The sequence below is a fragment of the Thermomonas sp. genome (assembly GCF_047606765.1).
Lineage (GTDB): Bacteria > Pseudomonadota > Gammaproteobacteria > Xanthomonadales > Xanthomonadaceae > Thermomonas.
On record NZ_JASGED010000100.1, the window covers coordinates 1 to 26,687 of the forward strand.

Here is a 26,687-nt window from a genome sequence, read left to right on the forward strand (position 1 = left end):
CCAATTCCGGCGGCGTGCTGCACGCACCGCAGACCTGGCTGGACATGGTGCGCCCCGGCATCCTGATGTACGGCGTGCTGCCCGATGCGGCGGCGCATCGCACGGTGGATGTGCGGCCCGCGCTGTCGCTGGTGTCGCAGGTGGTCTATTTCAAGGTGGTGAAGGCCGGGCATCCGGTGGGTTACGGCGCGACTTGGGCACCGGGCGCGGATACCCGCGTGGCGACGGTGCCGATCGGGTATGGCGATGGCTATCCGCGCGCGCTGTCCAATTGCGGCGAGGTGCTGATCCGTGGCCAGCGCTGGCCCATCGTGGGCCGCCTGTGCATGGATCAGTTCATGGTCGATCTTGGGCCGGATGGCACGGCCTATGTGGAGGACGACGTGGTGCTGATCGGCGAGCAGGGCAGGCAGGCGATTCGCGTCGAGGATGTGGCGCAGCGCGCAGGCACCATCGGCTACGAAATCCTGACCCGCCTCAACGAGCGCATCCCGCGCGAATACGTTGGCGGCATGCCAGCGCGTTGACCGCCCGCAAGCCGCCGTGATTCACTCGCTGCGAGACCGGGGAGGGCAGGCAGGGATGGCAACAGCGAAGCCGCGTGAACAAGCAAGCAGGCGCCCGAAGCGCGAACCGATGTCGCGCGTGGATACCGCGTGGCTGCGGATGGAGCGGCCCACCAACCCGATGATGATTACCGGGGTGATGATGTTCGCCGAGCCGATGACGCTGGCGCAGTTGCGCAAGGTCGTCCAGCAGCGCTTCCTGTCGTATGCGCGCTTCCGGCAGAAGCCGGTGATCGGCGCGACCGGCGCGCAGTGGGTGGAAGACGGCGACTTCGACCTGGACTGGCATGTGCGCCTGTCCGGATTGCCGGGCAAGCCCGGGCGTGCGTCCGAAAAACGCGCGCTGGAACGCTTCGTCAGCCAGCTTGCGTCCAGCCCGCTGGATTCCACCAAGCCGTTGTGGCAATTCCATCTGGTCGAGCGTTATCAGGGTGGCTCGGCCGTGGTGGTGCGCATCCATCACTGTTATGCAGACGGCATCGCGCTGGTGCAGGTGCTGCTGTCGCTGACCGATACCAGCCGCGAACCCTCCGGCAAATCCCGTCTGGACAAGGCCTGGCTGAAGCAGGAAGCTGCGCCGGTGGCCCGCCGCGTGGGTGCGGTGGACAAATACATGAAGCTCGGCGGCAAGGTGCTGGAGCAGGGCATGGCGATGGTGCAGGACCCCAGCCTTGCCACCTTGCTGGCGAAGGAGGGCGGCGAGATCGCCCGCGAGCTGGTCACTGCGCTGGCCCTGCCGGACGACCCGCCTTCATTGCTGCGTGGTCGGCTGGGCGTCAGCAAGCGGGTGGCATGGGCCGAACCGTTGAACCTTGAGGAAGTGAAGGCCGTCGGTCGCGCCTGCGGCTGCACGGTCAACGATGTGCTGATGGCGGCAGCGGCGGGCGCGCTGCGCGGCTACATGCTGGAGCGTGGCGAAAACCTCGACGGCATGACCCTGCGCGCCACCGTGCCGGTCAACCTGCGTCCGCTGGAGCATGCAAAGAAACTCGGCAACCACTTCGGCCTGGTGTTCCTGGAATTGCCGGTGGGCGAGGACAACCCGCTGCGCCGGCTGGAGCGCGTGGCCGATTGCATGAATCAGTTGAAGAGTTCACGCCAAGCCATTGTTGCCTATGGACTTTTGGCTGCATTAGGGCTGGCCCCGCCGCAGTTGCAGGAAGTGGCGCTGGAGATGTTCAGCCGCAAGGCCAGCGCGGTGGCGACCAATGTGCCGGGGCCGCAGCAGCCGCTGTACATGGCCGGCTGCGCCATGCGCGACATCATGTTCTGGGTGCCGCAGACCGGCTCGATCGGGCTGGGCCTGTCCATCCTCAGCTATGGCGGCAAGGTGCATTTCGGCCTGATTTCCGATGCCCGCCTGCTCCCCGACCCGGAAGGCGTGATCCGCCGCTTCGGTGCGGAGTTCGAAAAGCTGCTGTATCTGGCGCTGATGGGCAACTGGGATGACAGGCTGGATGCCGAGGCCGCATGCGCCTTGTTGGACGATGCGCCCGTGGAATCGGAAACCCAGGCTTAACGGCGGGCGGTTTCGTTCACATTGCGGCCATGCGTCCCCGCTTAGCCTAGTGCTTCGTATTCAGGATTGGCCTGAAGCGGACCAGACAGGAGTCCTTGCATGAACAACCAAACGCTCAAGCTCGGCATGCTGGCGGCCACGCTGGTCGCCTTCACCGCAGGCTGCGCCACCTACACCGGCCAGACCAATGACCCGAATGACCCCAACCGCACCAAGCGCGGCGCGCTGATCGGCGCGGCCATCGGCGCGGCAGCGGGCCTGCTCAGTGGCGACAGCGCGGTGGAACGTCGCCAGCACGCGATGGTCGGTGCCGGCATCGGCGCACTGGCCGGCGGCTCCATCGGTGCCTATCAGGATCGCCAGGAAGCCAAGCTGCGCCGCGAAACCGCAGGCACCGGCATCGACGTGACCCGCGATGGCGATGTCATCAAGCTCAACCTGCCGGACGGCGTGACCTTCGACTTCGCCAAGTATGAGTTGAAGCCGCAGTTCTACCCGGCACTGAACACCATCGCCAGCACGCTGAAGGAATACAACCAGACCATCGTCGAGATCAGCGGGCATACCGACAGCGTCGGCTCCGACGCCGCCAACCAGACCCTGTCCGAACGCCGCGCCAATGCCGTGTCCAGCTACCTGATCGGGCAGGGCGTGCAGCGCGAGCGCTTCGAAGTGGTGGGCATGGGCGAGCGCTACCCGGTTGCCAGCAACGACACCGACTCCGGCCGCGCCCTCAACCGCCGCGTCGAAATCCGCCTGCTGCCGTTGCAGGGCTGATCCACCCGCACGATGAAGCACCACGGGCCGCGCAAGCGGCCCGTTTCGTTTGCGGAAGAAAGAAAGAAAAACCCCGCATTTCTGCGGGGTTACGGGACTTCTTGGGACTGTATTGGACTGATATATGGTGGAGGTGGGCGGAATCGAACCGCCGTCCGAAGGCACTCCATGCCCGGCACTACATGCTTAGCGCGTTGTTCAGTCTCGGACGGCGGCAACACAACGTGCGAAGCACACCGCAATCCACACCCGCTGCGTTTCGGAGCCGGTTGGCGGGTCGCCGCCGGCACCTATCCCGTGATAATGACCCTACATCCACGAGCACGAGCACAAGTGGGTTCGGGGCTAGGCCTTAAGCGGCCAGAGCGTAGTTGTCGTCGTTGGCAACTATGAGTTTTGCAGCTGGATTAGCGAGGAAAGCTACCCCCTCGGCATGCGCCGTGCGATTTCGCGACCCCCGTCGAAGCCAGTACACCCCCGGGAAGTTGTCGATCTCACCGACCGGGCAAGTATAGGGTCGAAGCCGGCGCGAACAAGGGGCATGCCGCAATCACGCCGGGTTGGCTATCCTGCGTTCATGTCTTCCACCACTGATGCAACAGCACCCGCAACGACTGCCCGCCACTGGTGGCGCGGTGGCCATGTCGTGGCGCTGCTGGTGCTTGCGCTGTCGTTGCTGCTGGTGTTCCTGGCCTGGAGCCAGATGCGCAAGCGCGAGCTGGGGCTGGCCGAGGAACAATTCCGTGGCAGCGCGGGCCGGCAGGCGGCGCTGGTGCAGTTGCACCTGAACAACATCGAGCTGACCCTGCGCGGTGGCGCGTCACTGTTCACGGCGGTGGAGCAGCCCACGCCGCAGCACTGGCGCGGTTACGTGGATGGCCTGCAGTTGCAGTCGCGCTTTCCATCGCTGCTGGGGCTGGGCTATGCGATAAACGTGGATGCGCCAGGTCTGGCACGCCTGCAGGAGGAATGGCGCGATGCCGGTTACGGGCTGCTGCAACTGCGTCCGCACGGGCAACGCGAGCGTTACGGGCCAATCCTGTACATGGCGCCGGAGACGCAGCTCAACCTCGGTGCGCGCGGCTTCGACATGTATTCGGAGCCTGTGCGCAGGCAGGCGATGCAGGCGGCGATGGACAGCGGCGAACCGCGGCTCAGTGCCAGCCTGGTGCTGATGCGCGATGCCAGCCATCCCATGCAATCGCTGGTGTTCTACACCCCGGTGTATGCCGGGCCGGTCGCCGCCAACGTGCAGGCGCGGCGTGCGGCAATGCGCGGCTGGGTATTTGCGCCGTTCCGCATCGACACCATGCTGGATGGCGCGTTGCAGACCGCGCCCATGCGCCTGCCGCTGCGGCTGGTGGATGTGACATCGGGGAATCCTGTCGTGCTGTATCAGGATGCCGGCGTCGATGCCGAACATGCCTTCACCCACAGTCTGACCCGGCCGATGTACGGGCGACAGTGGCGCTTCGAGTTCCACTCCGGCCCGCACGATGCCGCCGCACCGCAACTGGCGGCGCTGGACAGCCTGTTGTACGCCGGCATCGCCACGTCTTTGTTGTTGTTCGCGCTGGTATGGAGCCTTGCCTCCGTCGAATCGCGCGCGCGCCGTCTTGCTGCGCGGATGACCGACAGCTACCGCCTCAGCGAACAGCGCTTCCGCAGCGCGATCCACTTTTCCGCCATTGGCAAGGCGCTGCTGGATTCGCATGGCAACATCGTTGAATGCAATCCGGCGCTGGCAAAAATCGTGGGCCGCGATGCCGAAGCATTGGCAGGGCAAATGTTCGATGGCCTGCTGGACGATGGCGACACCGCTGCGGATGATGCGCAAGCTGAGGAGGGCGGCGTGACCCGCCAAACCCGCAGCCTGCGACGCAGCGATGGCGAAACACGCCATGTGCAACTCACCTACGCACCGGTGCCGCACGAACCCGGCATCGACCTCGCCCGGCTGGTGCAGGTTGAAGACGTCACCGAACGCCTTCGCGCGGAAGCCGACGTGCTGGCGCTGAACCGCACGCTGGAGGCGCGTGTCGCGGCCCGCACCCGTGAACTCAGTGAGGCCAACCGTGCATTGGAAGCCTTCGCCTACAGCGTCTCGCACGACCTGCGTGCGCCGCTGCGCGGGATCGAGGGTTTCAGCCGCCTGTTGAGCGAGCAACACGCTGCACAACTGGATGACACCGGGCGCGATTATCTGGATCGCGTGCGGCGCGGCACCGCGCGCATGGGCGACCTGATCGAGGCCTTGCTCACGCTGGCGCGGATCGGACGCAGCGAGCCACAGCTGGATGACATCAACCTGACCGAACTGGCCGAAGAGGTTGCGGCAGGACTTGCCGATGCCGATCCGCAGCGCCGGGTGCAGGTGTCGATTGCTGCCGACATGCAGGCGCAGGGCGACCGTGCGCTGCTGCGCAACCTGCTGGAGAACCTGATGGGCAATGCGTGGAAGTTCACCCGCGACCGTGCGGACGCGCGGATCGAGGTCGGCCAGTCACGCGATGACGAAGGCCACCTCTGGTTCCACGTTGCCGACAACGGTGCCGGCTTCGATCCGGATTACGCCGGCAAGCTGTTCAAGCCGTTCCAGCGACTGCACAGCCAGGAGGATTTCCCCGGCCACGGCATCGGGCTGGCGTCGGTCAAACGCATCGTGGAGCGCCATGGCGGCGAAATCCGCGCCGAAGGCAGCCCGGGGCAGGGCGCGACGTTCCGCTTCACGCTGGGTGCTGTGGCGGGCGAAGACGCCTAGGAATCGTTCGATCCCGTTCGTCATTCCGGTGAAAGCCAGAATCCCGAAATTGGCCCGTCATCCCGGCGAAAGCCGGGATCCAGCTTTCAAGTCTGCGATGTGGCTGAAAAAACTGGATTCCGGCTTTCGCCGGAATGACGAGCAAGAGCAGCAGCCTCACGCATCGCGGTTGTGCCTGCGCATCACCCGCTGCTTTTCGCGGTTCCAGTCACGCTCCTTGCTGGCCTCGCGCTTGTCATGGCTCTGCTTGCCTTTCGCCAGCGCCAGTTCCACCTTGACCCTGCTGCCTTTCCAGTACAGCGCGGTCGGTACCAATGTGTAGCCGTCGCGCTGCACGCGCCCGATCAGCACGTCGATCTCGCGCCGGTGCATCAGCAGCTTGCGCGTGCGGCGATCATTGGCGATCACATGCGTCGAGGCCTGGATCAGCGGCGTGATCTGCGCGCCGATCAGGAACAGCTCGCCTTCCAGCACCACCGCGTAGGCATCGCCGATGTTGGCGCGGCCCGCGCGGATCGCCTTCAGTTCCCAGCCCTGCAGCGACAGGCCAGCCTCGAACTTCTGTTCGAAGCTGTATTCATGGCGCGCCCGCTTGTTCAGCGCGATGTTGCCGCCGCCGTTTGGCTTATCCTTGCCGGTCTTCTTGCTCATCCCGCCATTCTCGCCGATCCGGCCACGCAACGGCACGGACACAGCCACACGGAGCCTTGATGCCGGTCATCCAGCGCAGCGCACTGGTCGAACACGCCGCCCTGCGGATGTTCGCGCTGGTCAACGACATCGCCGCCTATCCACGCCGTTTCGACTGGTGCCGCGAGGCGCAGGTGCTGGAGCAGGACGCGGCGCGGGTGCTGGCGCGGCTTGACCTCGGTATCGGCGGCTTGCATACGTGGTTCACCACGGAAAACCTGCTGGTGCCGCCGCATCACATCGACATGCAGCTGCGCGACGGCCCGTTCCGCCATCTGCACGGGCGCTGGGAGTTTCATGCGCTGGACGAATCCGCCTGCAAGGTCACCCTGCGGCTGGACTTCGAACCGCAGAACAGGCTGCTGGGGCCGGCGCTGTCGATGGGCATGCAGGGACTGGCCGACCGCATGGTGGACGACTTCGTGCGCGAGGCGGACAGGGGCGGCTGATGCGGGTGGAACTGGTGCGCGCATGGGCCCGGCGCTTCGAGGCGGTCACGGTCGAAGTGGAAACGGGTGCCCGCATTGGCGATGCGCTGGCGGCAGCGGGCTGGGCGCTGGAGGGCGAATTCACCGGCCTTGCGATATTCGGCGTGGCCGCAAGCGAAGCCACGCCATTGTATGAGGGCGACCGCATCGAACTGCTCAGGCCACTGGAGATCGACCCCAAGCAGGCGCGCCGGCTGCGCGCCGAGCGCGTGAAATCAACCTAGCGCTGGCTCAGCGGCCACCCTTCTTCTTGTCCTTGGCCAGGTTCGGGCCAAACAGGCGCACCGAGTTCTTGGCCAGTTCGGAGTCTTCCTCGGGGAAGTATTCACCTTCCCACTTCGTGAGCTGCCCGTTCTCGAACCAGATGGTCATGTTCTTCACTTCCGTTGCGCCCCTGCGCCCGAGGCGACGGCTGGCCACGTAGTCCCAGCGGTCGTGGTGGAAGGGGTCCTGGATCGAGGGCGTGCCCAGCAGCGTCATCACCTGACGCTTGTCCATGCCTGCCTGCAACTGCTCCACGGCGGTCTTGTCGAGCAGGTTGCCCTGATAGATCGGCTGCCGGTACAGCACGCCGCAGCCGCTGGTGATGAGGAGTGCGAGAAGGGGAACGAGCAGCTTGCGCATCGGCGGTCTGGGGCAGTGAACAGTGGGGCGATGATACACTCGAACGGCCGTGCCACGGCCCATGCCGGTACGCGCAACCCCATACGCCGGCAGCTGCGTTCACCTGACGTTGCATGCCCGCGCACGTTCACGACAGCACTCCGGAGGGCGAATGGAATCCCAGGATCTTCGCAAGGTCGGCCTGAAGGTCACCCACCCGCGCATGCGCATTCTGGAACTGCTGGAGCAGGCCCAGTCCCGGCACATGACCGCCGAGGACATCTACAAGCACCTGCTGGGCGAAGGCGAGGAGATCGGCCTTGCCACCATCTACCGGGTGCTGACCCAGTTCGAGTCGGCGGGGCTGGTGCTCAAGCACAATTTCGAGGGCGGCACCGCCGTCTATGAACTGGATCGCGGCCAGCATCACGACCACATGGTCGATGTCGATACCGGCAAGGTGATCGAGTTCCACAGCGACGAGATCGAGGAACTGCAGCACCGCATCGCGGCCCAGCACGGCTACGAGATCGAGGACCATGCGCTGGTGCTGTACGTCCGCAAAAAGCGCTGATTCTCCCTGTAGGGGCAGGCCCCGGTGCCTGCCCTGCTCAGGGCAACCACGGGGGGTTGCCCCTACGGCGCTCAGGGCGACCACGGGCGAGCGCCCCTACGGGGATTCCAACAATTTCCTCGCCGCTGCCTGCGCTTCCTTCGTCACTTCCGCGCCACCCAGCATCCGCGCGATTTCGTCGATGCGGCCCTTCGCGTCCAGCAGCGTGACCGAGGACTGGGTCATGCCATCCGCTGCCGCCTTGCTGACGCGGTATTGCGCGTGACCTGCGGCGGCGACCTGTGGCTGGTGGGTCACGCACAGCACCTGTCGCGGCGCGCCAAGCGCACGCAGTTTTGCGCCCACCGCAGCGGCCACCGCGCCGCCGATGCCGGAATCCACTTCGTCGAACACCATCGTGGGCACTGCATCCAGCCCCAGCGTGGCGACTTCAATCGCCAGTGAAATGCGCGACAACTCGCCGCCGGACGCGACCTTGCGCAGCGGGCGCGGCGGCTGGCCTGCGTTGGCGGACACGAGGAACTCGGCGCGTTCTGCGCCATTCGCATCAGGCGTGTCGCTGGCGTTTGCTTCAAGGTCAATTTCGAAGCGACCGCCTTCCATGCCGAGTTCGCCGATCAGCGCAGCGACGGCTTTCGATAGCGCAGTCCCGGCCTTGCGGCGCGATGCGGTCAGCGTCTTCGCGGCTGCCTGCCAATCGGTCAGTGCCTGCGCGATGTCGCGGTCGAGGTGTTGCAGGCGGGCATCGGCAACGGCCAGTGCATCCAGTTCCGCCGCCAGCGTGTCGCGGTGTGCGGCCAGCTTGTCGGGTGTGAGGCGATGCTTGCGGGCCAGATCCTGCACGCGGGTCAGGCGCTGCTCGATCTCGGCCAGCGCGTCGGGGTCGAGGTCGAGATCGTCGCGGATGCGTTCCAGCAAGGCCAACGCTTCATCCAGCTGGATCGCGGCGGAATCCAGCATCGCATCGACCTCAAGCAGGCGCGGCTCGTTGTCGGCTTGCCGCTGCAAACCACCGCGCAGGTGTTGCAGGCGCGAGGCCAGCGCATCATCGCCGCCCAGCGCGGCCAGCGCCTGCTCGCAGGCGGTGATGAGCGAAGCGGCATGGGCATGGCGACGATGGCTGGCATCGAGTTCCGCCAGCGCGTCCGGCTCCAGCGCTTCCGCCTGCAATTCGTCCAGTTGATGCGCAAGCCAGGCCTGGCGCTCGCCCACGTCGCCGCGTGCGAGCAAGGCGTCGCGTTCGTCTCGCAAGGATTTCCAGCGCGCCGCCGCTTCGCGCACCGCATCCAGCAGTTTCGGATGGCGCGCATAGGCATCCAGCAACAGGGTCTGCTGGCCGCGCACCAGCAGCGCCTGCTGTTCGTGCTGGCCGTGGATTTCCACCAGCAGGGCGGCAAGCTCGGCAAGCTGCCCCAGCGTGGCCGCGCGGCCATTGATCCATGCGCGTGAACCACCATCGGCGCGCAGGGTGCGGCGCAATTGGCAGGCATCGCCTTCGTCCAGCTCGTTGTCGCGCAGCCAGTTGGCAGCGGCGGGGCAGTCGTCCAGCGCGAACTCGGCGGCAAGCTCCGCACGTTGCGCACCGTGGCGCACCGCGCCGGCATCGGCGCGCATGCCGGACAGGAAGCCCAGCGCATCGACCAGCAGCGACTTGCCCGCGCCGGTTTCGCCGGAAATCACGGTCAGGCCACGGCCAAACTCCAGTTCGGCATGGGCGACAACGGCGAAATCGCGGATGGATAGGCGGCTGAGCATGGCCGCGCATTGTGCCTGCATGGCGGGCTGATCCGGTAGCGCTTGCATGCAGGCGGCAGCGCGCATACAACCTGCGGCATGAGCCGCCGCCCTGCCGACATCGCCAGCGACCCGCGCGCACGCCAGTTGCTGCGCACGCTGGTGTCGCGCCATATCCGCGACGGCGAGCCGGTGGGGTCACAGACGCTGGCGAAGCACGCGGGGCTGGATGTGAGCCCGGCGACCATCCGCAACATCCTGTCCTCGATGGAAGATGCGGGCCTTTTGGCTGCACCGCACAGCTCGGCGGGCAGGGTGCCGACCGCGCAGGGCTACCGGCTGTTCGTGGATTCGCTGCTGCAACTTCGGCCGTTGCCGGAGGGTGAGGTGGCGCGGCTGCGCAATGAACTGCCGGCCGGCGCGGGCACGCAGGCGCTTTTGGGCAGCACCTCGGAATTGCTGTCGGCGATGACGCATTTCGTCGGCATGGTCAGCGTGCCGAAGCGGGAAAGCTTCGCCTTCCGCCAGATCGAGTTCGTGGCGCTCGACCCGCAGCGGGTGCTGGCGATCCTGGTGTTTGCCGATGGAGAGGTGCAGAACCGCGTGGTGCAGGTGCGCCGCGCCTTCGACCCATCCGAGCTGGAACAGGCCGCGAATTACCTCAACACGCATTTCGCGGGGCAGCCGCTGGCGCAGATTCGGGCGCGGCTGCTGCACGAACTGCGCGATGCGCGCAGCGAGATGGAGCGCTTGCTGACATCGTCGCTGGACATTGCCGAACAGGCGTTCGCGCCCTCGCGCGAGGACATGCTGGTGGCAGGGCAAACCCGGCTGATGGGCCTGCAGGAACTGGGCGATCTTGACCGCCTGCGCGCATTGTTCGAGGCCTTCGCCGAAAAACGCGAACTGCTGCAACTGCTGGAACGCACCGCGCGCGCGCCGGGCATGCGGGTATTCATCGGCGAGGAAACCGGCATCGCCCCGCTGGAAGGCATGTCGCTGGTCACCGCGCCCTATGGCCGCGACGGGCAGGTGCTGGGTGTGCTGGGGGTGATCGGGCCCAGCCGGATGGCCTACGAGCGGGTGATCCCGGTAGTGGAAGCCACCGCCGCCGTGCTGGGTGCGGCCTTGAATCCGGAAGCCTGAAGCCCCATAGCCGGGGACGGTGCGGCAATCCGCCGCGAAACGACCCGCAGGCCATGACCCAGGAACCGACGCAGGAAGTCAACGAATCCGCCGACGAGCAGTTGGACGAGCTGGAGGCGCTGCGCGCCGAGATCGAGCAGTTGAAGGCGCAGTCGCTGCTGGAGCGCGCCGACCTCGAAAACCAGCGCAAGCGCATTGCGCGTGACATCGAACAGGCCCGCAAATTCGCCAACGAGCGCCTGCTGGGCGACCTGCTGCCGGTGTTCGACAGCCTAGACGCCGGGCTCACGGCGGCGGGCGCGGAAAGCGGCCCGCTGAAGGACGGTCTGGAGTTGACCTACAAGCAGCTGCTGAAGGTTGCCGGCGAGAACGGCCTCACCCTGGTGAACCCGCAGGGCGAGGTGTTCGATCCCGAGCACCATCAGGCGATCAGCCAGGCCGATGTGCAAGGCATCGCGTCCGGCCATGTCGCCACCGTGTTCCAGAAGGGCTACCTGCTGAACGGACGCCTGCTGCGGCCGGCGTTGGTGGTGGTGGCGAATTGACTGCGATGGGGCAACCACGGTGGGTTGCCCCTAATTGCGATGGGCAACCACGGTGGGTTGCCCCTACTTGAACTGCTGCGACACATCCCCAGATAGCAACCATCGGCGCACGACGCCCCACGCATACGGATCCAAGAGGACACACACATGGGCAAGATCATCGGCATCGACCTCGGCACCACCAACTCCTGCGTCGCCATCATGGAAGGCGGCAAGGCCCGCGTCATCGAGAACAGCGAAGGCGACCGCACCACGCCGTCCATCGTGGCATGGACGAAGGATGGCGAAGTGCTGGTCGGCGCATCCGCCAAGCGCCAGGCCGTCACCAACCCGAAGAACACCTTCTACGCGGTGAAGCGCCTGATCGGCCGCAAGTTCACCGACGCCGAAGTGCAGAAGGACATCGGCGTGGTGCCGTACACGATCACCGCGCACGACAACGGCGACGCCTGGGTGGGCCTGGCCGATGGCAAGAAACTGGCTCCGCAGGAAGTCTCCGCCAAGGTGCTGGAGAAGATGAAGAAGACTGCCGAAGCCTTCCTCGGCGAAACCGTCACCGAGGCGGTCATCACCGTGCCGGCCTACTTCAATGACAGCCAGCGTCAGGCCACCAAGGACGCTGGCCGCATCGCCGGCCTCGATGTCAAGCGCATCATCAACGAGCCGACCGCCGCCGCACTGGCCTACGGTCTGGACAAGAGCGACGGCGGCGACCGCAAGATCGCCGTGTATGACCTTGGCGGCGGTACCTTCGACGTGTCGATCATCGAGATCGCCAACATCGATGGCGAGAAGCAGTTCGAAGTGCTCGCCACCAATGGCGACACCTTCCTCGGTGGTGAGGATTTCGACAACCGCGTCATCGACTATCTGGTGGAGGAGTTCCAGAAGTCCGATGGCGTTGACCTGCGCAAGGATCCGCTGGCCCTGCAGCGACTGAAGGACGCCGCCGAACGCGCCAAGATCGAGCTGTCCAGCAACCAGCAGACCGACGTCAACCTGCCGTATGTCACGGCGGATGCCAGCGGCCCGAAGCACCTCAACATCAAGCTGACCCGCGCCAAGCTTGAGGCGCTGGTCGATGATCTGGTGAAGAAGACCATCGAACCCTGCCGCGTTGCGCTGAATGATGCCGGCCTGCGCGCCAGCGACATCAGCGAGGTGATCCTGGTCGGTGGCCAGACCCGCATGCCGAAGGTGCAGGCGGCGGTGGCCGAGTTCTTCGGCAAGGAGCCGCGCAAGGACGTGAACCCGGACGAAGCCGTCGCCATCGGTGCGGCCGTGCAGGGCGGCGTGCTGGCCGGCGACGTCAAGGACGTGCTGCTGCTGGACGTGACCCCGCTGTCGCTGGGCATCGAGACCCTGGGCGGCGTGTTCACCAAGATCATCGACAAGAACACCACCATCCCCACCAAGGCCTCGCAGGTGTTCAGCACCGCCGAGGACAACCAGAACGCGGTGACCGTGCACGTGCTGCAGGGTGAGCGCGAGCAGGCACGCTACAACAAGTCGCTGGCCCGCTTCGACCTGACCGGCATCGAGCCGGCCCCGCGCGGCATGCCGCAGGTGGAAGTGAGCTTCGATATCGACGCCAACGGCATCGTCCACGTCACCGCCAAGGACAAGAAGACCGGCAAGGAACAGAAGGTCGAAATCAAGGCCGGCTCGGGCCTGTCGGACGAGGAAATCCAGCGGATGGTGCAGGACGCCGAAGCCAACCGCGAGGAGGACAAGAAGTTCCACGAACTGGTCACCGCGCGCAACCAGGCCGATGGCCTGATCCACGCCACACGCACCACCATCAAGGACAACGGCGACAAGTTGCCGGGCGATGCCATTGGTCGCGCCGAGGGTGCCATCGCCGAGCTGGAAACCGCGATGAAGGGTGACGACAAGGGCCAGATCGAAGCCAAGGCCAAGGCACTGGAAGAAGCCGCGCAGGCGTTGTTCGCGGCAGCCGCTGCGGCAGGCCAGCAGCCATCGGGTGATGCCGGCGATGCGCCGAAGGGCGACGACGTGGTCGATGCCGAGTTCACCGAGGTCAAGGACGACGACAAGAAGGCCTGACGAAGGCCCGATAGCGGTAACCCCTCTCCCGTCGGGAGAGGGGTTGGGGTGAGGGTTCGGGATTCCCTGCAATCCCCGAACCCTCGTCGCATCACCGAACCCCCACCCCAGCCCTCCCCCGGAGGGGGAGGGAGAGGCAAAGCATGAGCAAACGCGACTACTACGAAGTCCTGGGCGTGGCCCGCAATGCCAGCGATGATGAGCTGAAGAAGGCCTATCGCCGCTGCGCGATGAAGCATCACCCGGATCGCAACCCGGGTGATGCCGCCGCCGAAGCCGCGTTCAAGGAGTGCAAGGAGGCCTATGACGTGCTGAGCGATGGCGGCAAGCGCCGCCTCTACGACCAGCACGGCCATGCCGCGTTCGAAAACGGCATGGGCGGCGGCAATGCCGGCCCCGGCTTTGGCGGCGGGTTCGGTGGTGCCGACATGGGCGATATCTTCGGCGACATCTTCGGCAACATCTTTGGTGGTGGCGCGCGCCAGCAGGGCCCGCGTCGCGGTGCCGACGTTGGCTACGTGATGGAGCTGAACCTCGAAGAAGCCGTGGCCGGCGTCGAGAAACGCATCGACATCCCCACGCTTGCATCCTGCGAACCCTGCAAGGGCAGCGGTTCCGAAGACGGCAAGATCGACACCTGCGGCACCTGCCACGGGCGCGGGCAGGTACGCATGCAGCGCGGCCCGTTCACCATGCAGGCGCCGTGCCCGCATTGCGGCGGTGCCGGCAAGACCATCGCCAATCCGTGCAAGCACTGCAACGGCAATGGGCGCGTGGAGGAAGACAAGACCCTGTCGGTGAAGATTCCGGCAGGCGTGGACAGCGGCGACCGCATCCGCCTGGCGGGCGAAGGCGAAGCCGGCCCGGCCGGTGCGCCGGCGGGTGACCTGTATGTGGAAGTGCGGGTGCGCCCGCATGAGATCTTCGAACGCGATGGCGATGACCTGCATTGCGAAGTGCCGATCCGCATCTCGCAGGCGGCACTTGGCGACACCGTGCGCGTGCCCACGCTGGGCGGCGAAGCGGAAATCCGCATCCCCGCCGAAACCCAGACCGGCAAGGTGTTCCGCCTGCGCGACAAGGGCGTGAAGTCGGTGCGCAGCCGTGCGCCGGGCGACCTGTACTGCAAGGTGGTGGTGGAAACCCCGGTCAACCTGACCGTGGCCCAGCGCGAGTTGCTGGAACAGTTCGAAGCCACCTTCGTCGGCGATAACGCGCGCAGGCATTCGCCAAAGGCCAGCACCTTCCTCGACGGCGTGAAAGGTTTCTGGGAACGGATGAAATCCTGACAGCCGAAACCGTTTCGGCTGTCTAGAATGACGCCCGGACACTCCGGGCGTTTTTCTTTTGGGCACGCATCCCCGCGTCATCGGCATCGTCGGCAGCGCCGGCGCCTACGGGCGCTGGCTGACCACGTTCTTCAATCAGCGGATGGGGCTGGAAGTAATCGGCCACGATCCTGCCGATGCCGCATCCGCCAGTGAACAGGCGCTGCTGGAGCGCGCCGACGTGCTGCTGTTCGCCGCGCCGATCCGGTACACGCCCGCATTGATCGAACGCTACGTGTCGATGGCCGATGGCAGCGAGACCGGCAAGCTCTGGTTGGACGTGACCTCGGTGAAGGCCGCACCCGTGGCCGCGATGCTGCGCTCACGGGCCGAAGTCGTGGGCCTGCATCCGATGACCGCACCGCCCAAGACGCCCACGTTGAAGGGCCGTGTGCTGGTGGTGTGCGAGGCGCGGCTGCAACGCTGGAAGCCGTGGCTGGACACCCTGCTGGCGGCGCTGGAAGCCGAATGCGTGCAGGCCACGCCGGAGCATCACGACCGCGCGATGGCACTGGTGCAGGCGATGGTACATGCCGCGCATCTGGCGCAGGCCGGCGTGCTGCGCGAATGCAGTGGCAGCCTGGCGGCGTTGATGCCACTGCGTTCAGCCTCGTTCGAAATGGACGCGGCAATGATGAGCCGCATCCTGTCGCTGAACCCGGCCATCTACGAAGACATCCAGTTCGGCAATCCACATGCACACGGCGTGCTGACGGCGCTGGCCGCACAGCTTGGGCGCATGGCCGAACTGGTGGGGCAGGGTGACGCTGCCCGTGCGACGTTCCGGCGCGAGTTTCTGGATGACAATCGCGCCGCCCTCGGCCCGCAGGCGCTGGCCGAAGGCAACTACACCTTCGAGCGGCTGGGCTATCTGCTGGCCGACCTCAGCGACCGGCAGTGCATGAGCATCCATTTACCGGAGGATCGCCCCGGCTCGCTGCGTGCGCTGCTGCACGTGTTCGAGGCGCACGGCGTCAGCATCGCCTCGCTGCATTCCTCGCGCACGCCGGCCGGCGAGGTGCATTTCCGGCTGAGCTTCATCAGCGGCACCTTGCCCACACAGTTGCAGGCCGTGGCCGGGGAACTGCAGCGCAGCGGCATCGGGCGCGTGCTTTCCGGTTGAAAAAACGGCAGGACAGCCATTTTCCACGGCGAAGCCACCCCGAAGTGGCATGAAAAGGTATTCAAGCGCCCCCCTGATACGAAAATCCATGACGCCCATCAACGATTGGCGACGCGCTGCGGCGTACTGTGGCACCCAAGCCTAATCGGTTCCGGGCCACCCCATGACGTTCCGTTCCCCCGCGGACACCCACCACAGCATCCCGCACAGGGATCGCGATCTGCTGCTCGATGCACTGCAGAAACTGGTGCTCGATCGCGTGCCGCCGGCGCTTGACCGCACCCTGGGCAATGTCGATGACTACCTGTTCGACCGCAGCCAGAACGGCGAGGAAGACCTCGGCCTGATGGCGTTGCGTGACGTGCGCCGCGCCCGCGCCACGATCGCCGAGCGTTTCCGCAAAAGCGTACATGCCGCCTTGCTTGACCTGCGCGTGGCGGACGCGCAGAACAACGCGGGTGAGACCCGCTCCGACCTCAGACTGCTGTCGGATCAGGATCTGGAAGAAGAACTGGCGGTGCAGCAACTAGCTGCACTCGTGCAGCGCCAGCATGGGCCATCGCTGGAACTGCTGCTCAAGCGCCTGTCCGCACTGCTGGGGCACGATCTGGCTTCGATGGAAAATCCCTTCAGCCCGGCGTTCCTTGCCAATGCGCTGGGCGATGCGATGGCGCAGGTGGAAATGGAAGCCGCGCTGCGCATCGTGATGTTCAAGTTCTTCGAGCGCGAGCTGGCCGGCGAACTGGGCGAGATCTACCATCAGGCCAACGCCAAGCTGGCGGCTGCGGGCATCCTGCCCGAACTGCGTGCCACCAGCAGGCCGGTGCATGCGGCCACGCACGCGCCTGTGGCGGCAGCCGGCGCGCAGCACGTTGCGCCGCAGGCCGTGGCGATGCCGCAGGCGCAAGGCGATGTGCCGCTGCAACCCGGCCTGGCCGAGCAGGCCATGTTCGCCAACATGCTGGGCTTGCTGCAGGGCTGGCGCAGCCAGGCGATGGGCGCGGTCGCCGGTACCGCAGGCGCGCACATGCCGGGACAGCCGGGCATGGCCGCAGCGCAAGGGCAGGTGCTGGGCTCGGGGGAACTGCTTTCGATCCTGTCGCTGATGCAGCGCGAGGCACCGCTGCAGTTTGCCGCTGGTGCGGGCAACGAGCGGGTGCCGCTTGCTGCACAGTTGCGCCAGCAGATGGCACAGAACGCACGCAAGCTGGGCGTGGCCGACGACAACCTGCAACTGGACGGGCTGGACGGCGATGCGGTCGATCTGGTCGCGCTGTTGTTCGACGTATTGCTGGATGGCCCGCAGTACGACGCCAACATCCGCCAGATGATCGGCAGGATGCTGGTGCCCTACGTGAAAGTCGCGGTGAAGGATCGCCGCATGTTCCTGTTCAAGCAGCACCCGGCGCGTCGCCTGCTGAACACGGTGGCCGAGGCCTGCGAGGGCAATCACGGCGAGGCGCCGCAGGAACGCGAACTGCTCAACCACGTTGACCACACCATCGACCGGCTGGTAGCCGAGTTCAACGAGGACGTGGCGATCTTCGAAACGCTGGAGCAGGAGTTGCGCAGTTACATGGCGCAGCACCGCAAGCGTTTCGAACTGGCCGAAAAGCGCACCGCCGAGGCCCAGCGCGGGCGCGAGAGGATGGATCAGGCGCGGATTCTGGTGCTGACCGACCTCGACCGCCATCGCGCCGGTCGCGAATTGCCGCCGGTGATCGAGGATTTCCTGGCCCGTCACGCCGCCCATCATCTTGTGCAGGTGGTGCTGCGCGAAGGCAACGAAGCACCACGCTATGAAGCTGCGATGGCCACCATCGATGGCCTGCTGGCAGCCCATGACTGTGCCTGCGAACACATCGATCCAGGCAGCCGCGACCCGCTGCCGGAAAGCGGGCTGGAAGACATCCTTGCCAGTGCTGGCTGCACGGGTGATGCCGCACAGGCTGCCATCGCCGCCATTCGCGACGCGCTGGCGAGGTTGGCCGAAGGCGAAGCCTCGGTGGCTGCCGACGTGCGCATGCCGGAACAGGTGGTGGTGCCGGAGCCCATCGTCGTCCAGCCCGAACCGCAGCCGCATTTGCAAGTGGTGGGCGGCACCGATGCGCTGGATTTCGATGGCAGCATGCTGGAGCGCATGCGCAAGCTGGAGGTCGGTGACTGGCTGCAACTGGCCGGCAACGATGGCCGCGCGGAGCCGGCCAAGGTGTCGTGGATCAGCCCGATCTCCGCGCGCCTGCTGCTGGTGAACAAGCGCGGCGTGCGCGTGCTGGTGGCATCGGTGGAAGAACTGGCGGCGATGGCCAAGCTGGGCAAGGTCAGCCTGCGCGAGGCCGGCAGCGCCTTCGACGATGCCATGCACCAGGTCGCCGATCGCCTGAAAAGCGCCGCTGCCCAGTCCTGATCCAGTAACTGCATCTTGTCGCGTGCGTGCGTGCTGGTTAGCCTGCACGGATGAATACGACACCCCTCCGTCTGTTGATCCATGGTGCCAGTGGCCGCATGGGCCAGGCCCTGCAACGCCTTGGCAGCGAGGCCGACAGCGGCTGCGACGTGGTGGCCGCGGTCTCGCGCAAGGTCGATGCGCGCGTGCTGGAGGGTATCCCGCAGTTCGCGGCTTCGGAATTGCACGGCGTGCCGGAGTTCGATGTCGCCATCGACTTCAGCCTGCCACAGGCCTTCGATGCCATCCTTGGCCTGTGCGTCGCCCGCCGCGTTGCGCTGGTCTCCGGCACCACCGGCCTGTCCGATGCGCAGAAGGCGGCGCTTGATGCCGCTTCGGTCCTGATCCCGCTGAGCTGGGCCAGCAATTTCAGCCTTGGCGTGGCGGTCTTGCACACGCTTGTGGAACGCGCAGCGCAGGCACTGCCGGGCTGGGACTGCGACATCGTCGAAGCCCACCACACCCGCAAGCTGGACGCGCCTTCGGGCACCGCGCTGACCCTTGGCGAGGCCGCGCAGGCCGGTGGAGCTGCGCCGCATTACGCATCGCTGCGTGCCGGTGACATCGTCGGCGAGCATCTGGTGCAGTTCACCGGCATGGGCGAACGCATCGAGCTTGTGCATCGCGCCAGCAACCGCGACATCTTCGCCCGTGGCGCGCTACACGCCGCACGCCGCCTGCATGGGCGCGCGCCCGGACGCTATCGGGTGGCCGATCTGCTGTAGGAGGCTGGCGCAAACGCCTCGGCATCGGTACAATTCTCGCTCGCCTGATCCCCCCAGCTCCGAACCGGTTACAGCCGCTTCGGCGCTTTTTTGCAACCTCACGCAGGGCGACACACTTGAACGAACCCGCCATCCTCGCCCTTGAAGACGGAACCGTCTTCGAGGGTATTTCCGTGGGCGCAGCCGGTCTTTCCGTTGGCGAGGTGGTGTTCAACACCGCCATGACCGGCTATCAGGAAATCCTGACCGACCCGTCCTACGCGCGCCAGTTGGTCACGCTGACCTATCCGCATATCGGCAATACCGGCTGCACCGACGAAGACGACGAAGCCACCAAGGCCTGGGCTGCCGGCCTGATCGTGCGTGACGTGCCGCGTCGCCCCAGCAACTGGCGCAGCCAGATCGCCTTGCCGCAGTGGTTGCAGGCACGCGGGATCAAAGCGATTGCCGGCATCGACACCCGCAAGCTGACCCGCATCCTGCGCGAACGCGGCTCGCAGAACGGCGCGCTGATGGCGGGCGAGATAGACGCCGACAAGGCCATCGAAGCCGCCCGCAAGTTTCCGGGCCTTGCCGGCATGGATCTGGCGAAGGTGGTCAGCACCGAAGCCAGCTACAAGTGGAACGAAGGCCAGCTCGATCTCGACACCGGCGCATGCGTGCGCATGGATGCGAAGTTCAAGGTCGTGGCCTACGACTTCGGCGTGAAGCACAACATCCTGCGCATGCTGGCCGAACGCGGCTGCGACGTGATCGTGGTGCCTGCGCAAACGCCAGCACCTGACGTGCTGGCGATGCAGCCGAACGGCGTGTTCCTGTCCAACGGCCCCGGCGATCCGCAGCCCTGCGATTACGCGATTGCCGCGATCCGCGAGTTCATTGCCGCCAAAGTGCCGCTGTTCGGCATCTGCCTTGGCCATCAGTTGCTTGGACTGGCCGCAGGCGCACGCACCATGAAGATGCCGCACGGCCACCACGGCGCGAACCATCCCGTGCAGGCTCTCGATTCCGGGCGCGTGATGATCACTTCGCAGAACCACGGCTTCTGCATCGACGAGGCCACGCTGCCCGCCAACACCCGCGTGACCCACCGCTCGCTGTTCGATGGCACCAACCAGGGCATCGAACTGACCGATGTACCGGCCTTCAGCTTCCAGGGCCACCCGGAAGCATCACCCGGGCCACACGATGTTTCACCGTTGTTCGATAGGTTCGTGGCATCGATGCGTGCGGGTGCCTGATCGTGCAATTCCGCAATTTCGCTGCTGCGTTTCAACTCAGGAGTACACAGAATATGTACGGAAAACTGCTTGCCGCACTGTTGATGCTGGCACCAACCCAGATTCTTGCGCGTGAAGTGCCAGTCGAGGATTTTTTCAAGGATCCGGACTCCAGCGTCATCAGCCTATCTCCGGATGGCGAACACATGGCGATCCGGGTGCCGCAAGCGGATCGTACGCTGCTTGCCGTTTTGCGCGTGTCCGACAAGGGGCTCGTTGGCAAGTGGGATTATGGCGAGAATCGGCACATCCGTGATGCAATATGGGCGAACAATGAACGCCTGCTGTTCAATGTCACTTTCAAGACCGGTAGCCTCGACTTTGAGACCCAGCGCGGTGACATGTACGCATCAAATATTGATGGAAGTAAGCGCATCGATATCCCGAATGGCAATTACTATGAAATCATTAACCTGACTCCAGAGGATCCCGATACGATTCTGGTGCAGCGTTCGATCGAAAGTGCCTTCCTATTCAAGCTCAACGTCTATACGGGCCGCACTACGACAGTTGCGAACGGACCGGTTGATCACGGTAGTTTTCTGGTGGATCACGATCGCAATCCGCGCTTCCTGACGGGCGAGATGAAAGATGGCAGCAACGTTACTTATCGCCGCGATGGCAGCAACTGGTCATTGATCCACAAGAGTCCCCGCAATGGCGCAACCTACAGGCCACTCGGTTTCGCTGGGGATAATCGCAATGTTTATATGGCCAAGGGTGAGGATGGAAAGCCGGAAACCATCGTTCTGCTGGATATGGAGACCCGGGCGGAAAAGCAACTTTCGCATAACGGCACTGTGAGCCCGACTGGTTTCCTCTGGAGCACTGATCGAAAAACCCTGCTTGCGGTGTGGTACGAAGACGGCATCCCCTACTGGGACTGGATTGAGCCCAAGCATCCCGAAACCAAGGTCTATGCGGGCCTGACCAAGGCTTTCCCGGATTCCGTTGTGCAGTTCCTGCGTCCGTCAGAGGATGGGCGTTACTTCGCAATGCGTGTGTATTCCGATCGTCAGCCATCCAGCGATTATCTGTTTGATCGCCAAACCAGTCAGGCGACTTTCCTGGCCAGCAGCCGAGGCTGGATCAAGGCCAGCGAAATGTCGCCGATGAAGCCGATCAGCTTCAAGGCGCGCGATGGCCTTGAACTGCACGGCTACGTCACCCTGCCCGTCGGCAGCAATGGCAAGAATCTGCCGATGATCGTGAATCCGCATGGCGGCCCGCACGGCCCGCGTGACGAATGGGGTTTCAATCCGGAAGTGCAGTTGCTGGCCAATCGCGGTTATGCGGTGCTGCAGGTCAACTACCGTGGTTCCGGCGGATACGGCAACGCGTTCGAAGGCATGGGTTACCGCAAATGGGGTACCGCCATGCAGGATGATCTGACCGATGCGGTGCGTTGGGCGGTGTCGCAGGGGATCGCTGATCCTGGTCGTGTCTGCATCTATGGCGCTTCCTATGGCGGCTATGCCGCGTTGATGAGCGCCGTTCGAGAGCCTGACCTGTATCGATGCACCGTGGGTTATGTTGGTGTTTACGACCTCGACATTCAGCGCAGTAGCAGTGATACGGCAGGTAGCGAGTACGGACGCAACTACCTGACCCAGGTGCAGCCGGAAAGCATTTCCGAGCGCCGCGCACAATCGCCTGTTTCCGGCGTTGAACGCCTCAAGGCCCCGGTGATGCTGGTGCATGGCGGGAAGGATGTGCGTGTCCCGATCAAGCACATGCATGAGCTGGTTGCGGCCATGAAGAAGGTCGGCAAGGCACCGGAAGTTGTGGTCGTCGAAGACAAGGAAGCCCATGGGTTCCGTGACCTGAAGAACAACGTGAACCTGTACACGAAGATGCTGGCTTTCTTCGACAAGCACATCGGTTCCGGCGCGAAGACCCCGTAATTCGGTAATCACTGACAGGGCCGGAAAGAGACTTACATGCCAAAGCGCACCGACATCAAGACCATCCTCATCATCGGCGCTGGCCCCATCGTCATCGGGCAGGCCTGCGAGTTCGACTACTCCGGCGCGCAGGCCTGCAAGGCGTTGCGGGAAGAGGGCTATCGCGTGGTGCTGGTCAACAGCAACCCGGCCACGATCATGACCGATCCGGAAACCGCCGATGCGGTCTATATCGAGCCGATCAACTGGCAGACGGTCGAGAAGATCATCGCCAAGGAGAAGCCCGATGCGCTGCTGCCGACGATGGGCGGGCAGACCGCGCTGAACTGCGCGCTGGACCTTGCCGACAACGGCGTGCTGGAGAAATACGGCGTCGAGTTGATTGGCGCGAAGCGCGAAGCCATCCGCATGGCCGAGGACCGCGAGCTGTTCCGCGTGGCGATGCAGGAGATTGGCCTTGAATGCCCGAAGGCCGAGGTCGCGCGCACGTTCGAGCAGGCGGTGGAGATTCAGGCCAAGGTCGGTTATCCCACCATCATCCGCCCCAGCTTCACGCTGGGTGGCTCCGGTGGCGGCATCGCCTACAACCGTGAAGAGTTCGAGGAAATCGTCAAGCGCGGCCTTGAGCTTTCGCCTGTGGGCGAAGTGCTGGTTGAGGAATCCGTGCTTGGCTGGAAGGAGTTCGAGATGGAAGTCGTCCGCGACACCGCGGACAACTGCATCATCGTGTGCAGCATCGAGAACCTCGACGCGATGGGCGTGCATACCGGCGACAGCATCACCGTTGCACCGGCGCAGACCCTGACCGACAAGGAATACCAGCGCCTGCGTGACGCCAGCATCGCGGTGCTGCGCAAGATCGGCGTGGACACTGGCGGCAGCAATGTGCAGTTCGGCATCAATGCGCAGACCGGGCGCGTAGTCGTCATCGAAATGAACCCGCGCGTCTCGCGTTCTTCGGCACTGGCATCGAAGGCGACCGGCTTTCCCATCGCCAAGGTCGCGGCCAAGCTGGCCGTTGGCTACACGCTGGATGAGTTGAAGAACGAAATTACCGGCGGCGCGACGCCGGCTTCGTTCGAGCCGGCCATCGACTATGTGGTCACCAAGATTCCGCGCTTCGCCTTCGAGAAGTTCCCGCAGGCCGATGCACGCCTGACCACGCAGATGAAGTCGGTGGGCGAGGTGATGGCGATGGGCCGCTGCTTCCAGGAGTCCTTGCAGAAGGCGCTGCGTGGCCTTGAAACCGGCAAGGTCGGGCTTGATCCGACTGGCCTTGACCTGACCGACGAAGACGATCTGGTACGCCTGCGCCGCGAACTGAAGGAGCCGGGCCCGGAGCGCATCTTCCATCTGGCCGATGCCTTCCGCGCGGGCATGAGCGTGGAGGATGTGCATGCTTTGTCCTTCGTCGATCCGTGGTTCCTCGACCAGATCGAGGAACTCATCGATGCCGAAATCGACGTGGTGCATCGCGGGCTGGACGGGCTGGATGCGCGCCGCCTGCGTGCGCTCAAGCGCAAGGGCTTCTCCGATGCCCGCATCGCGCAGTTGACCGGCACCAATGAAACCGCCGTGCGCGCGCTGCGCAAGGCCTTCGGCGTGCGCCCCGTCTTTAAGCGCGTGGACTCGTGCGCCGCCGAGTTCGCCACCGGCACCGCCTATCTGTATTCGACCTATGAGGACGAATGCGAAGCCAATCCGAGCGACCGCAAAAAAATCATGGTGCTTGGCGGTGGCCCCAACCGCATCGGGCAGGGCATCGAGTTCGACTACTGCTGCGTACACGCAGCGCTCGCCCTGCGCGAGGATGGCTATGAAACCATCATGGTCAACTGCAACCCGGAAACGGTGAGCACCGACTACGACACCTCCGATCGCCTGTACTTCGAATCGCTGACGCTGGAAGACGTGCTGGAGATCGTGGAGCTGGAGAAGCCCGTCGGCGTGATCGTCCAGTACGGCGGCCAGACGCCGCTGAAGCTGGCGAAGGCGCTGGAAGCCAACGGCGTGCCGATCATCGGCACCTCGCCGGATTCCATTGATCTGGCCGAAGACCGCGAGCGCTTCCAGAAACTGGTTGATGACCTGGGTCTGCTGCAACCGCCCAACCGCACCGCACGCAGTGCCGAGGAAGCGCTGGCGCAGGCGCGTGAGATCGGTTATCCGCTGGTGGTGCGTCCCAGCTACGTACTGGGCGGGCGTGCGATGGAAGTGGTGCATGCCGACGCCGACCTTGCACGCTACATGCGCGAGGCAGTGAAGGTCAGCAACGATGCGCCGGTGCTGCTGGATCGCTTCCTCGACAACGCGGTGGAAGTCGATATCGACGTGATCGCCGACAGCGCGGGCAATGTGCTGGTTGGCGGCGTGATGCAGCACATCGAGGAAGCTGGCGTGCATTCCGGCGACTCGTCCTGCTCGCTGCCGCCGTATTCGCTGTCCGCAAGCACGCAGGATCGCCTGCGCGAGCAAGTGGCTGCGCTTGCGCGTGCGCTGCATGTGGTCGGTCTGATGAACACCCAGTTCGCGGTGCAGACCAATGCCGAAGGTGACGACATCATCTACCTGCTGGAAGTGAACCCGCGCGCCAGCCGCACCGTGCCATTCGTGTCCAAGGCCATCGGCAGGCCGCTGGCCAAGATCGCGGCACGCTGCATGGCCGGCAAGTCGCTGGCCGAGCAGGGCGCGACGAAGGAAATCGTGCCCGACTATTACTCCGTGAAAGAAGCGGTGTTCCCGTTCGCCAAGTTCCAGAACGTCGATCCCATCCTCGGCCCGGAAATGCGTTCCACCGGCGAAGTCATGGGCGTGGGCCGCAGCTTCGAGGCCGCCTTCGCGCGCGCCGAGGAAGCCGCCAACATCAAGGCACCGCAACCGGGCAAGGCCTTCATCTCCGTGCGTGATCCGGACAAGGCGCGGGTGCTGCCGGTGGCGAAGTACATGATCGAGCGCGGCTTCTCCATCGTCGCCACCAGCGGCACCGCCGACTACCTGAGCGAAAACGGCATCGCCTGCCAGCGCATCAACAAGGTGATCGAAGGCCGTCCACACGTCGTGGACCTCATCAAGAACGGCGAGATCAGCTATATCGTCAACACCACGGAAGGGCGGCAGGCCATCGCCGACTCCTTCTCGATCCGGCGCGAGGCCTTGCAGCATCGCGTCACCTATTCCACCACCGTGTCCGGCGCGAGTGCCTTGCTGCATTCGCTGGATCATCGCGGCGCTGGCGACGTGCATGCGCTGCAGGATTTGCACAAGGAACTTGCACAGGAGAAGCAGGCATGAGCCGTGCGCCCATCACCGCCAAAGGCGCAGCGCGCCTGCGCGCGGAGCTTGAAGAACTGAAGTCGGTCAAGCGCCCGGCGGTCATCAACGCGATCGCCGAAGCCCGCGCCCACGGCGACCTCAAGGAAAACGCCGAATACCACGCCGCACGCGAGCAGCAGGGCTTCATCGAAGGCCGTATCAAGCACCTTGAAGCCGAACTCTCGCACGCGCAGATCATCGACATCGCCACCCTAACCGCCGGCGACAAGATCGTGTTCGGCGCGACCGTGGAACTGGCCGACGCCGACAGCGGCGAAGAGAGGACCTACCAGATCGTTGGCGACCTGGAAGCCGACATCAAGCAGGGCCTGATCGCGATTTCCTCGCCGGTGGCACGCGCATTGATCGGCAAGCACGAGGGCGATGCCATCACCATCGAAGCACCGGGCGGCACCCGCGAGTACGAGATCGTTTCGGTGCGCTACGAAGGCTGATGTCGCCCCGCGATTCCCTCGGATTCGGTGATTGACGCCTCCAACCTGCAGACGTACCTTGAATCCGGATTCCTCGATGAGTGGCCGATCATGAGGCAGCAATCCGGCCTAGAGCTGGCGGTGAGGCATTTGAACGCCTCGGTTGGGCCGGTATTGACCACGGGCCAACTGGCCTCTGCGCTGCGCGCTGGTACCACGCGCGATCTGCCGGTGTCACCCACCGCCGCTGCACTGATCAGTTCCTTGTTCGCCGAGCTTCCGCCTGACTTGATATTGCGGTGTACGGTCGAAGCTGCTGCCGACGTGCACTGCGTCGATGCACTCTATCGTGAGTCACTGGCTGACGCGCTTGCGCCAGTTCGGGCGTGGGAGACCTCGGTGGAGCATTTGTTGTGAGTGGCACCACGCGCGATCAAGTCATTGCCCATCGCCAGTCCGGGTCGTGGCGGAGCCTCGAACGGACGGCACTGGCGATCATTGCCGACGTGCAAGAGCGTGCCGGCGGTGCGTTCCAGCCTAAGCTGGGCGGTGGGACGCGCTTGATGCTGGCGCTGGATCATCGCATCAGCCACGACATCGACCTGTTCATGCGTGATCCCCAATGGATCGGGTACATCAGCCCGCGCCTGAATGATCGTGTCGAA

The 26,687-nt window shown here is 64.9% G+C and carries 22 protein-coding genes, 1 other RNA gene and 1 pseudogene; 20 read left to right on the plus strand and 4 right to left on the minus strand.

The features are described 5' to 3' along the window. The 3 genes from alr to QM612_RS09545 all read left to right on the plus strand — a co-directional run. Positions 1-527: alanine racemase (gene alr / locus QM612_RS09535; RefSeq protein WP_415253661.1), on the plus strand; the 527-nt coding region annotated here is incomplete at its 5' end. A gap of 109 nt (positions 528-636) precedes the next feature. Next, positions 637-2,085: a WS/DGAT/MGAT family O-acyltransferase gene (locus tag QM612_RS09540; protein ID WP_415253662.1), complete on the plus strand. Its 1,449-nt coding sequence runs from the start codon at positions 637-639 to the stop codon at positions 2,083-2,085. A 99-nt stretch (positions 2,086-2,184) separates the two neighbouring features. Continuing rightward, positions 2,185-2,862, plus strand: coding sequence for an OmpA family protein (locus tag QM612_RS09545; RefSeq protein WP_415253663.1), 678 nt, complete (start codon positions 2,185-2,187; stop codon positions 2,860-2,862). Between the two features lie 125 nt (positions 2,863-2,987). Here QM612_RS09545 and ssrA read toward each other — a convergent pair. After that, positions 2,988-3,341: a transfer-messenger RNA gene (gene ssrA / locus QM612_RS09550) on the minus strand. 98 nt (positions 3,342-3,439) lie between these two features. On the opposite strand from ssrA, the gene QM612_RS09555 reads away from it, so the two are divergent. Further along, positions 3,440-5,623: a CHASE domain-containing protein gene (locus QM612_RS09555; RefSeq protein ID WP_415253664.1), complete on the plus strand. Its 2,184-nt coding sequence runs from the start codon at positions 3,440-3,442 to the stop codon at positions 5,621-5,623. A gap of 156 nt (positions 5,624-5,779) precedes the next feature. Here QM612_RS09555 and smpB read toward each other — a convergent pair whose 3' ends face one another. Further along, positions 5,780-6,274 carry an SsrA-binding protein SmpB gene (gene smpB / locus QM612_RS09560; RefSeq protein WP_415253665.1) on the minus strand — a complete coding sequence of 165 codons (495 nt, stop codon included), beginning with the start codon at positions 6,272-6,274 and terminating at the stop codon, positions 5,780-5,782. Positions 6,275-6,333: 59 nt separating this feature from the next. Between smpB and QM612_RS09565 the strand changes: the two genes are divergently transcribed. Further along, on the plus strand, positions 6,334-6,762 hold the full coding sequence (locus QM612_RS09565; protein WP_415253666.1) for a type II toxin-antitoxin system RatA family toxin: 429 nt from the start codon (positions 6,334-6,336) through the stop codon (positions 6,760-6,762). Beyond that, on the plus strand, positions 6,762-7,025 hold the full coding sequence (locus QM612_RS09570) for an RnfH family protein (RefSeq protein ID WP_415253667.1): 264 nt from the start codon (positions 6,762-6,764) through the stop codon (positions 7,023-7,025). The genes QM612_RS09565 and QM612_RS09570 overlap by 1 nt, the downstream gene beginning before the upstream one ends. A gap of 7 nt (positions 7,026-7,032) precedes the next feature. On the opposite strand, the gene QM612_RS09575 is transcribed toward QM612_RS09570, so the two are convergent. After that, positions 7,033-7,425 (minus strand): outer membrane protein assembly factor BamE, encoded by a 393-nt coding sequence (locus QM612_RS09575; protein WP_415253668.1) that lies wholly within the window; start codon positions 7,423-7,425, stop codon positions 7,033-7,035. A 151-nt stretch (positions 7,426-7,576) separates the two neighbouring features. On the opposite strand from QM612_RS09575, the gene fur reads away from it, so the two are divergent. After that, complete coding sequence (fur, locus tag QM612_RS09580; protein ID WP_415253669.1) at positions 7,577-7,978, plus strand: ferric iron uptake transcriptional regulator; 402 nt, start codon at positions 7,577-7,579, stop codon at positions 7,976-7,978. A 96-nt stretch (positions 7,979-8,074) separates the two neighbouring features. Here fur and recN read toward each other — a convergent pair whose 3' ends face one another. After that, a complete protein-coding gene (recN, locus tag QM612_RS09585; protein WP_415253670.1) occupies positions 8,075-9,733 on the minus strand; it encodes a DNA repair protein RecN in 1,659 nt (552 codons plus the stop codon). A 78-nt stretch (positions 9,734-9,811) separates the two neighbouring features. Here recN and hrcA point away from each other — a divergent pair, with 78 nt between their 5' ends. From hrcA to QM612_RS09650, 13 genes and pseudogenes are all read left to right on the plus strand, one after another. Next, the gene (gene hrcA / locus QM612_RS09590; RefSeq protein ID WP_415253671.1) at positions 9,812-10,858 is read left to right on the plus strand and encodes a heat-inducible transcriptional repressor HrcA; all 1,047 of its coding nucleotides are present in this window, start codon (positions 9,812-9,814) and stop codon (positions 10,856-10,858) included. Beyond that, on the plus strand, positions 10,855-11,403 hold the full coding sequence (gene grpE / locus QM612_RS09595; RefSeq protein ID WP_415253682.1) for a nucleotide exchange factor GrpE: 549 nt from the start codon (positions 10,855-10,857) through the stop codon (positions 11,401-11,403). Before hrcA ends, grpE begins: the two co-directional genes overlap by 4 nt. Before the next feature lie 147 nt (positions 11,404-11,550). Continuing rightward, complete coding sequence (gene dnaK, locus QM612_RS09600; protein WP_415253672.1) at positions 11,551-13,470, plus strand: molecular chaperone DnaK; 1,920 nt, start codon at positions 11,551-11,553, stop codon at positions 13,468-13,470. A 143-nt stretch (positions 13,471-13,613) separates the two neighbouring features. Then, positions 13,614-14,759, plus strand: a complete 1,146-nt coding sequence (dnaJ, locus tag QM612_RS09605; protein WP_415253673.1) for a molecular chaperone DnaJ — start codon at positions 13,614-13,616, stop codon at positions 14,757-14,759. Positions 14,760-14,817: 58 nt separating this feature from the next. Further along, entirely contained in the window at positions 14,818-15,921 is a 1,104-nt protein-coding gene (locus tag QM612_RS09610; RefSeq protein ID WP_415253674.1) for a prephenate dehydrogenase, read from the plus strand. 163 nt (positions 15,922-16,084) lie between these two features. Then, entirely contained in the window at positions 16,085-18,328 is a 2,244-nt protein-coding gene (locus QM612_RS09615; protein WP_415253675.1) for a DUF1631 family protein, read from the plus strand. A 50-nt stretch (positions 18,329-18,378) separates the two neighbouring features. Continuing rightward, complete coding sequence (locus QM612_RS09620; protein WP_415253676.1) at positions 18,379-19,092, plus strand: 4-hydroxy-tetrahydrodipicolinate reductase; 714 nt, start codon at positions 18,379-18,381, stop codon at positions 19,090-19,092. Positions 19,093-19,208: 116 nt separating this feature from the next. Continuing rightward, positions 19,209-20,333: a glutamine-hydrolyzing carbamoyl-phosphate synthase small subunit gene (gene carA / locus QM612_RS09625; RefSeq protein WP_415253677.1), complete on the plus strand. Its 1,125-nt coding sequence runs from the start codon at positions 19,209-19,211 to the stop codon at positions 20,331-20,333. A 53-nt stretch (positions 20,334-20,386) separates the two neighbouring features. Beyond that, complete coding sequence (locus QM612_RS09630; RefSeq protein WP_415253678.1) at positions 20,387-22,276, plus strand: prolyl oligopeptidase family serine peptidase; 1,890 nt, start codon at positions 20,387-20,389, stop codon at positions 22,274-22,276. Between the two features lie 36 nt (positions 22,277-22,312). After that, a complete protein-coding gene (gene carB / locus QM612_RS09635) occupies positions 22,313-25,567 on the plus strand; it encodes a carbamoyl-phosphate synthase large subunit (protein WP_415253679.1) in 3,255 nt (1,084 codons plus the stop codon). Next, a complete protein-coding gene (gene greA / locus QM612_RS09640) occupies positions 25,564-26,043 on the plus strand; it encodes a transcription elongation factor GreA (RefSeq protein ID WP_415253680.1) in 480 nt (159 codons plus the stop codon). Before carB ends, greA begins: the two co-directional genes overlap by 4 nt. 27 nt (positions 26,044-26,070) lie before the next feature. Next, the gene (locus QM612_RS09645; RefSeq protein ID WP_415253681.1) at positions 26,071-26,439 is read left to right on the plus strand and encodes a hypothetical protein; all 369 of its coding nucleotides are present in this window, start codon (positions 26,071-26,073) and stop codon (positions 26,437-26,439) included. After that, positions 26,436-26,687, plus strand: a pseudogene (locus QM612_RS09650) (hypothetical protein); the annotation flags it as partial. The gene QM612_RS09645 and the pseudogene QM612_RS09650, both read left to right, overlap by 4 nt.

Bases quoted from the DNA above. Each gene is read 5' to 3' on its own strand.
- dnaJ (WP_415253673.1), top strand. From the start codon at position 13,614: ATGAGCAAACGCGACTACTACGAAGTCCTGGGCGTGGCCCGCAATGCC.
- greA (WP_415253680.1), top strand. From the start codon at position 25,564: ATGAGCCGTGCGCCCATCACCGCCAAAGGCGCAGCGCGCCTGCGCGCG.
- recN (WP_415253670.1), bottom strand. From the start codon at position 9,733: ATGCTCAGCCGCCTATCCATCCGCGATTTCGCCGTTGTCGCCCATGCC.
- hrcA (WP_415253671.1), top strand. From the start codon at position 9,812: ATGAGCCGCCGCCCTGCCGACATCGCCAGCGACCCGCGCGCACGCCAG.
- QM612_RS09570 (WP_415253667.1), top strand. From the start codon at position 6,762: ATGCGGGTGGAACTGGTGCGCGCATGGGCCCGGCGCTTCGAGGCGGTC.
- QM612_RS09620 (WP_415253676.1), top strand. From the start codon at position 18,379: ATGAATACGACACCCCTCCGTCTGTTGATCCATGGTGCCAGTGGCCGC.
- QM612_RS09615 (WP_415253675.1), top strand. From the start codon at position 16,085: ATGACGTTCCGTTCCCCCGCGGACACCCACCACAGCATCCCGCACAGG.
- QM612_RS09565 (WP_415253666.1), top strand. From the start codon at position 6,334: ATGCCGGTCATCCAGCGCAGCGCACTGGTCGAACACGCCGCCCTGCGG.
- QM612_RS09555 (WP_415253664.1), top strand. From the start codon at position 3,440: ATGTCTTCCACCACTGATGCAACAGCACCCGCAACGACTGCCCGCCAC.
- carB (WP_415253679.1), top strand. From the start codon at position 22,313: ATGCCAAAGCGCACCGACATCAAGACCATCCTCATCATCGGCGCTGGC.
- smpB (WP_415253665.1), bottom strand. From the start codon at position 6,274: ATGAGCAAGAAGACCGGCAAGGATAAGCCAAACGGCGGCGGCAACATC.
- dnaK (WP_415253672.1), top strand. From the start codon at position 11,551: ATGGGCAAGATCATCGGCATCGACCTCGGCACCACCAACTCCTGCGTC.
- QM612_RS09630 (WP_415253678.1), top strand. From the start codon at position 20,387: ATGTACGGAAAACTGCTTGCCGCACTGTTGATGCTGGCACCAACCCAG.
- fur (WP_415253669.1), top strand. From the start codon at position 7,577: ATGGAATCCCAGGATCTTCGCAAGGTCGGCCTGAAGGTCACCCACCCG.
- QM612_RS09540 (WP_415253662.1), top strand. From the start codon at position 637: ATGTCGCGCGTGGATACCGCGTGGCTGCGGATGGAGCGGCCCACCAAC.
- QM612_RS09575 (WP_415253668.1), bottom strand. From the start codon at position 7,425: ATGCGCAAGCTGCTCGTTCCCCTTCTCGCACTCCTCATCACCAGCGGC.
- QM612_RS09545 (WP_415253663.1), top strand. From the start codon at position 2,185: ATGAACAACCAAACGCTCAAGCTCGGCATGCTGGCGGCCACGCTGGTC.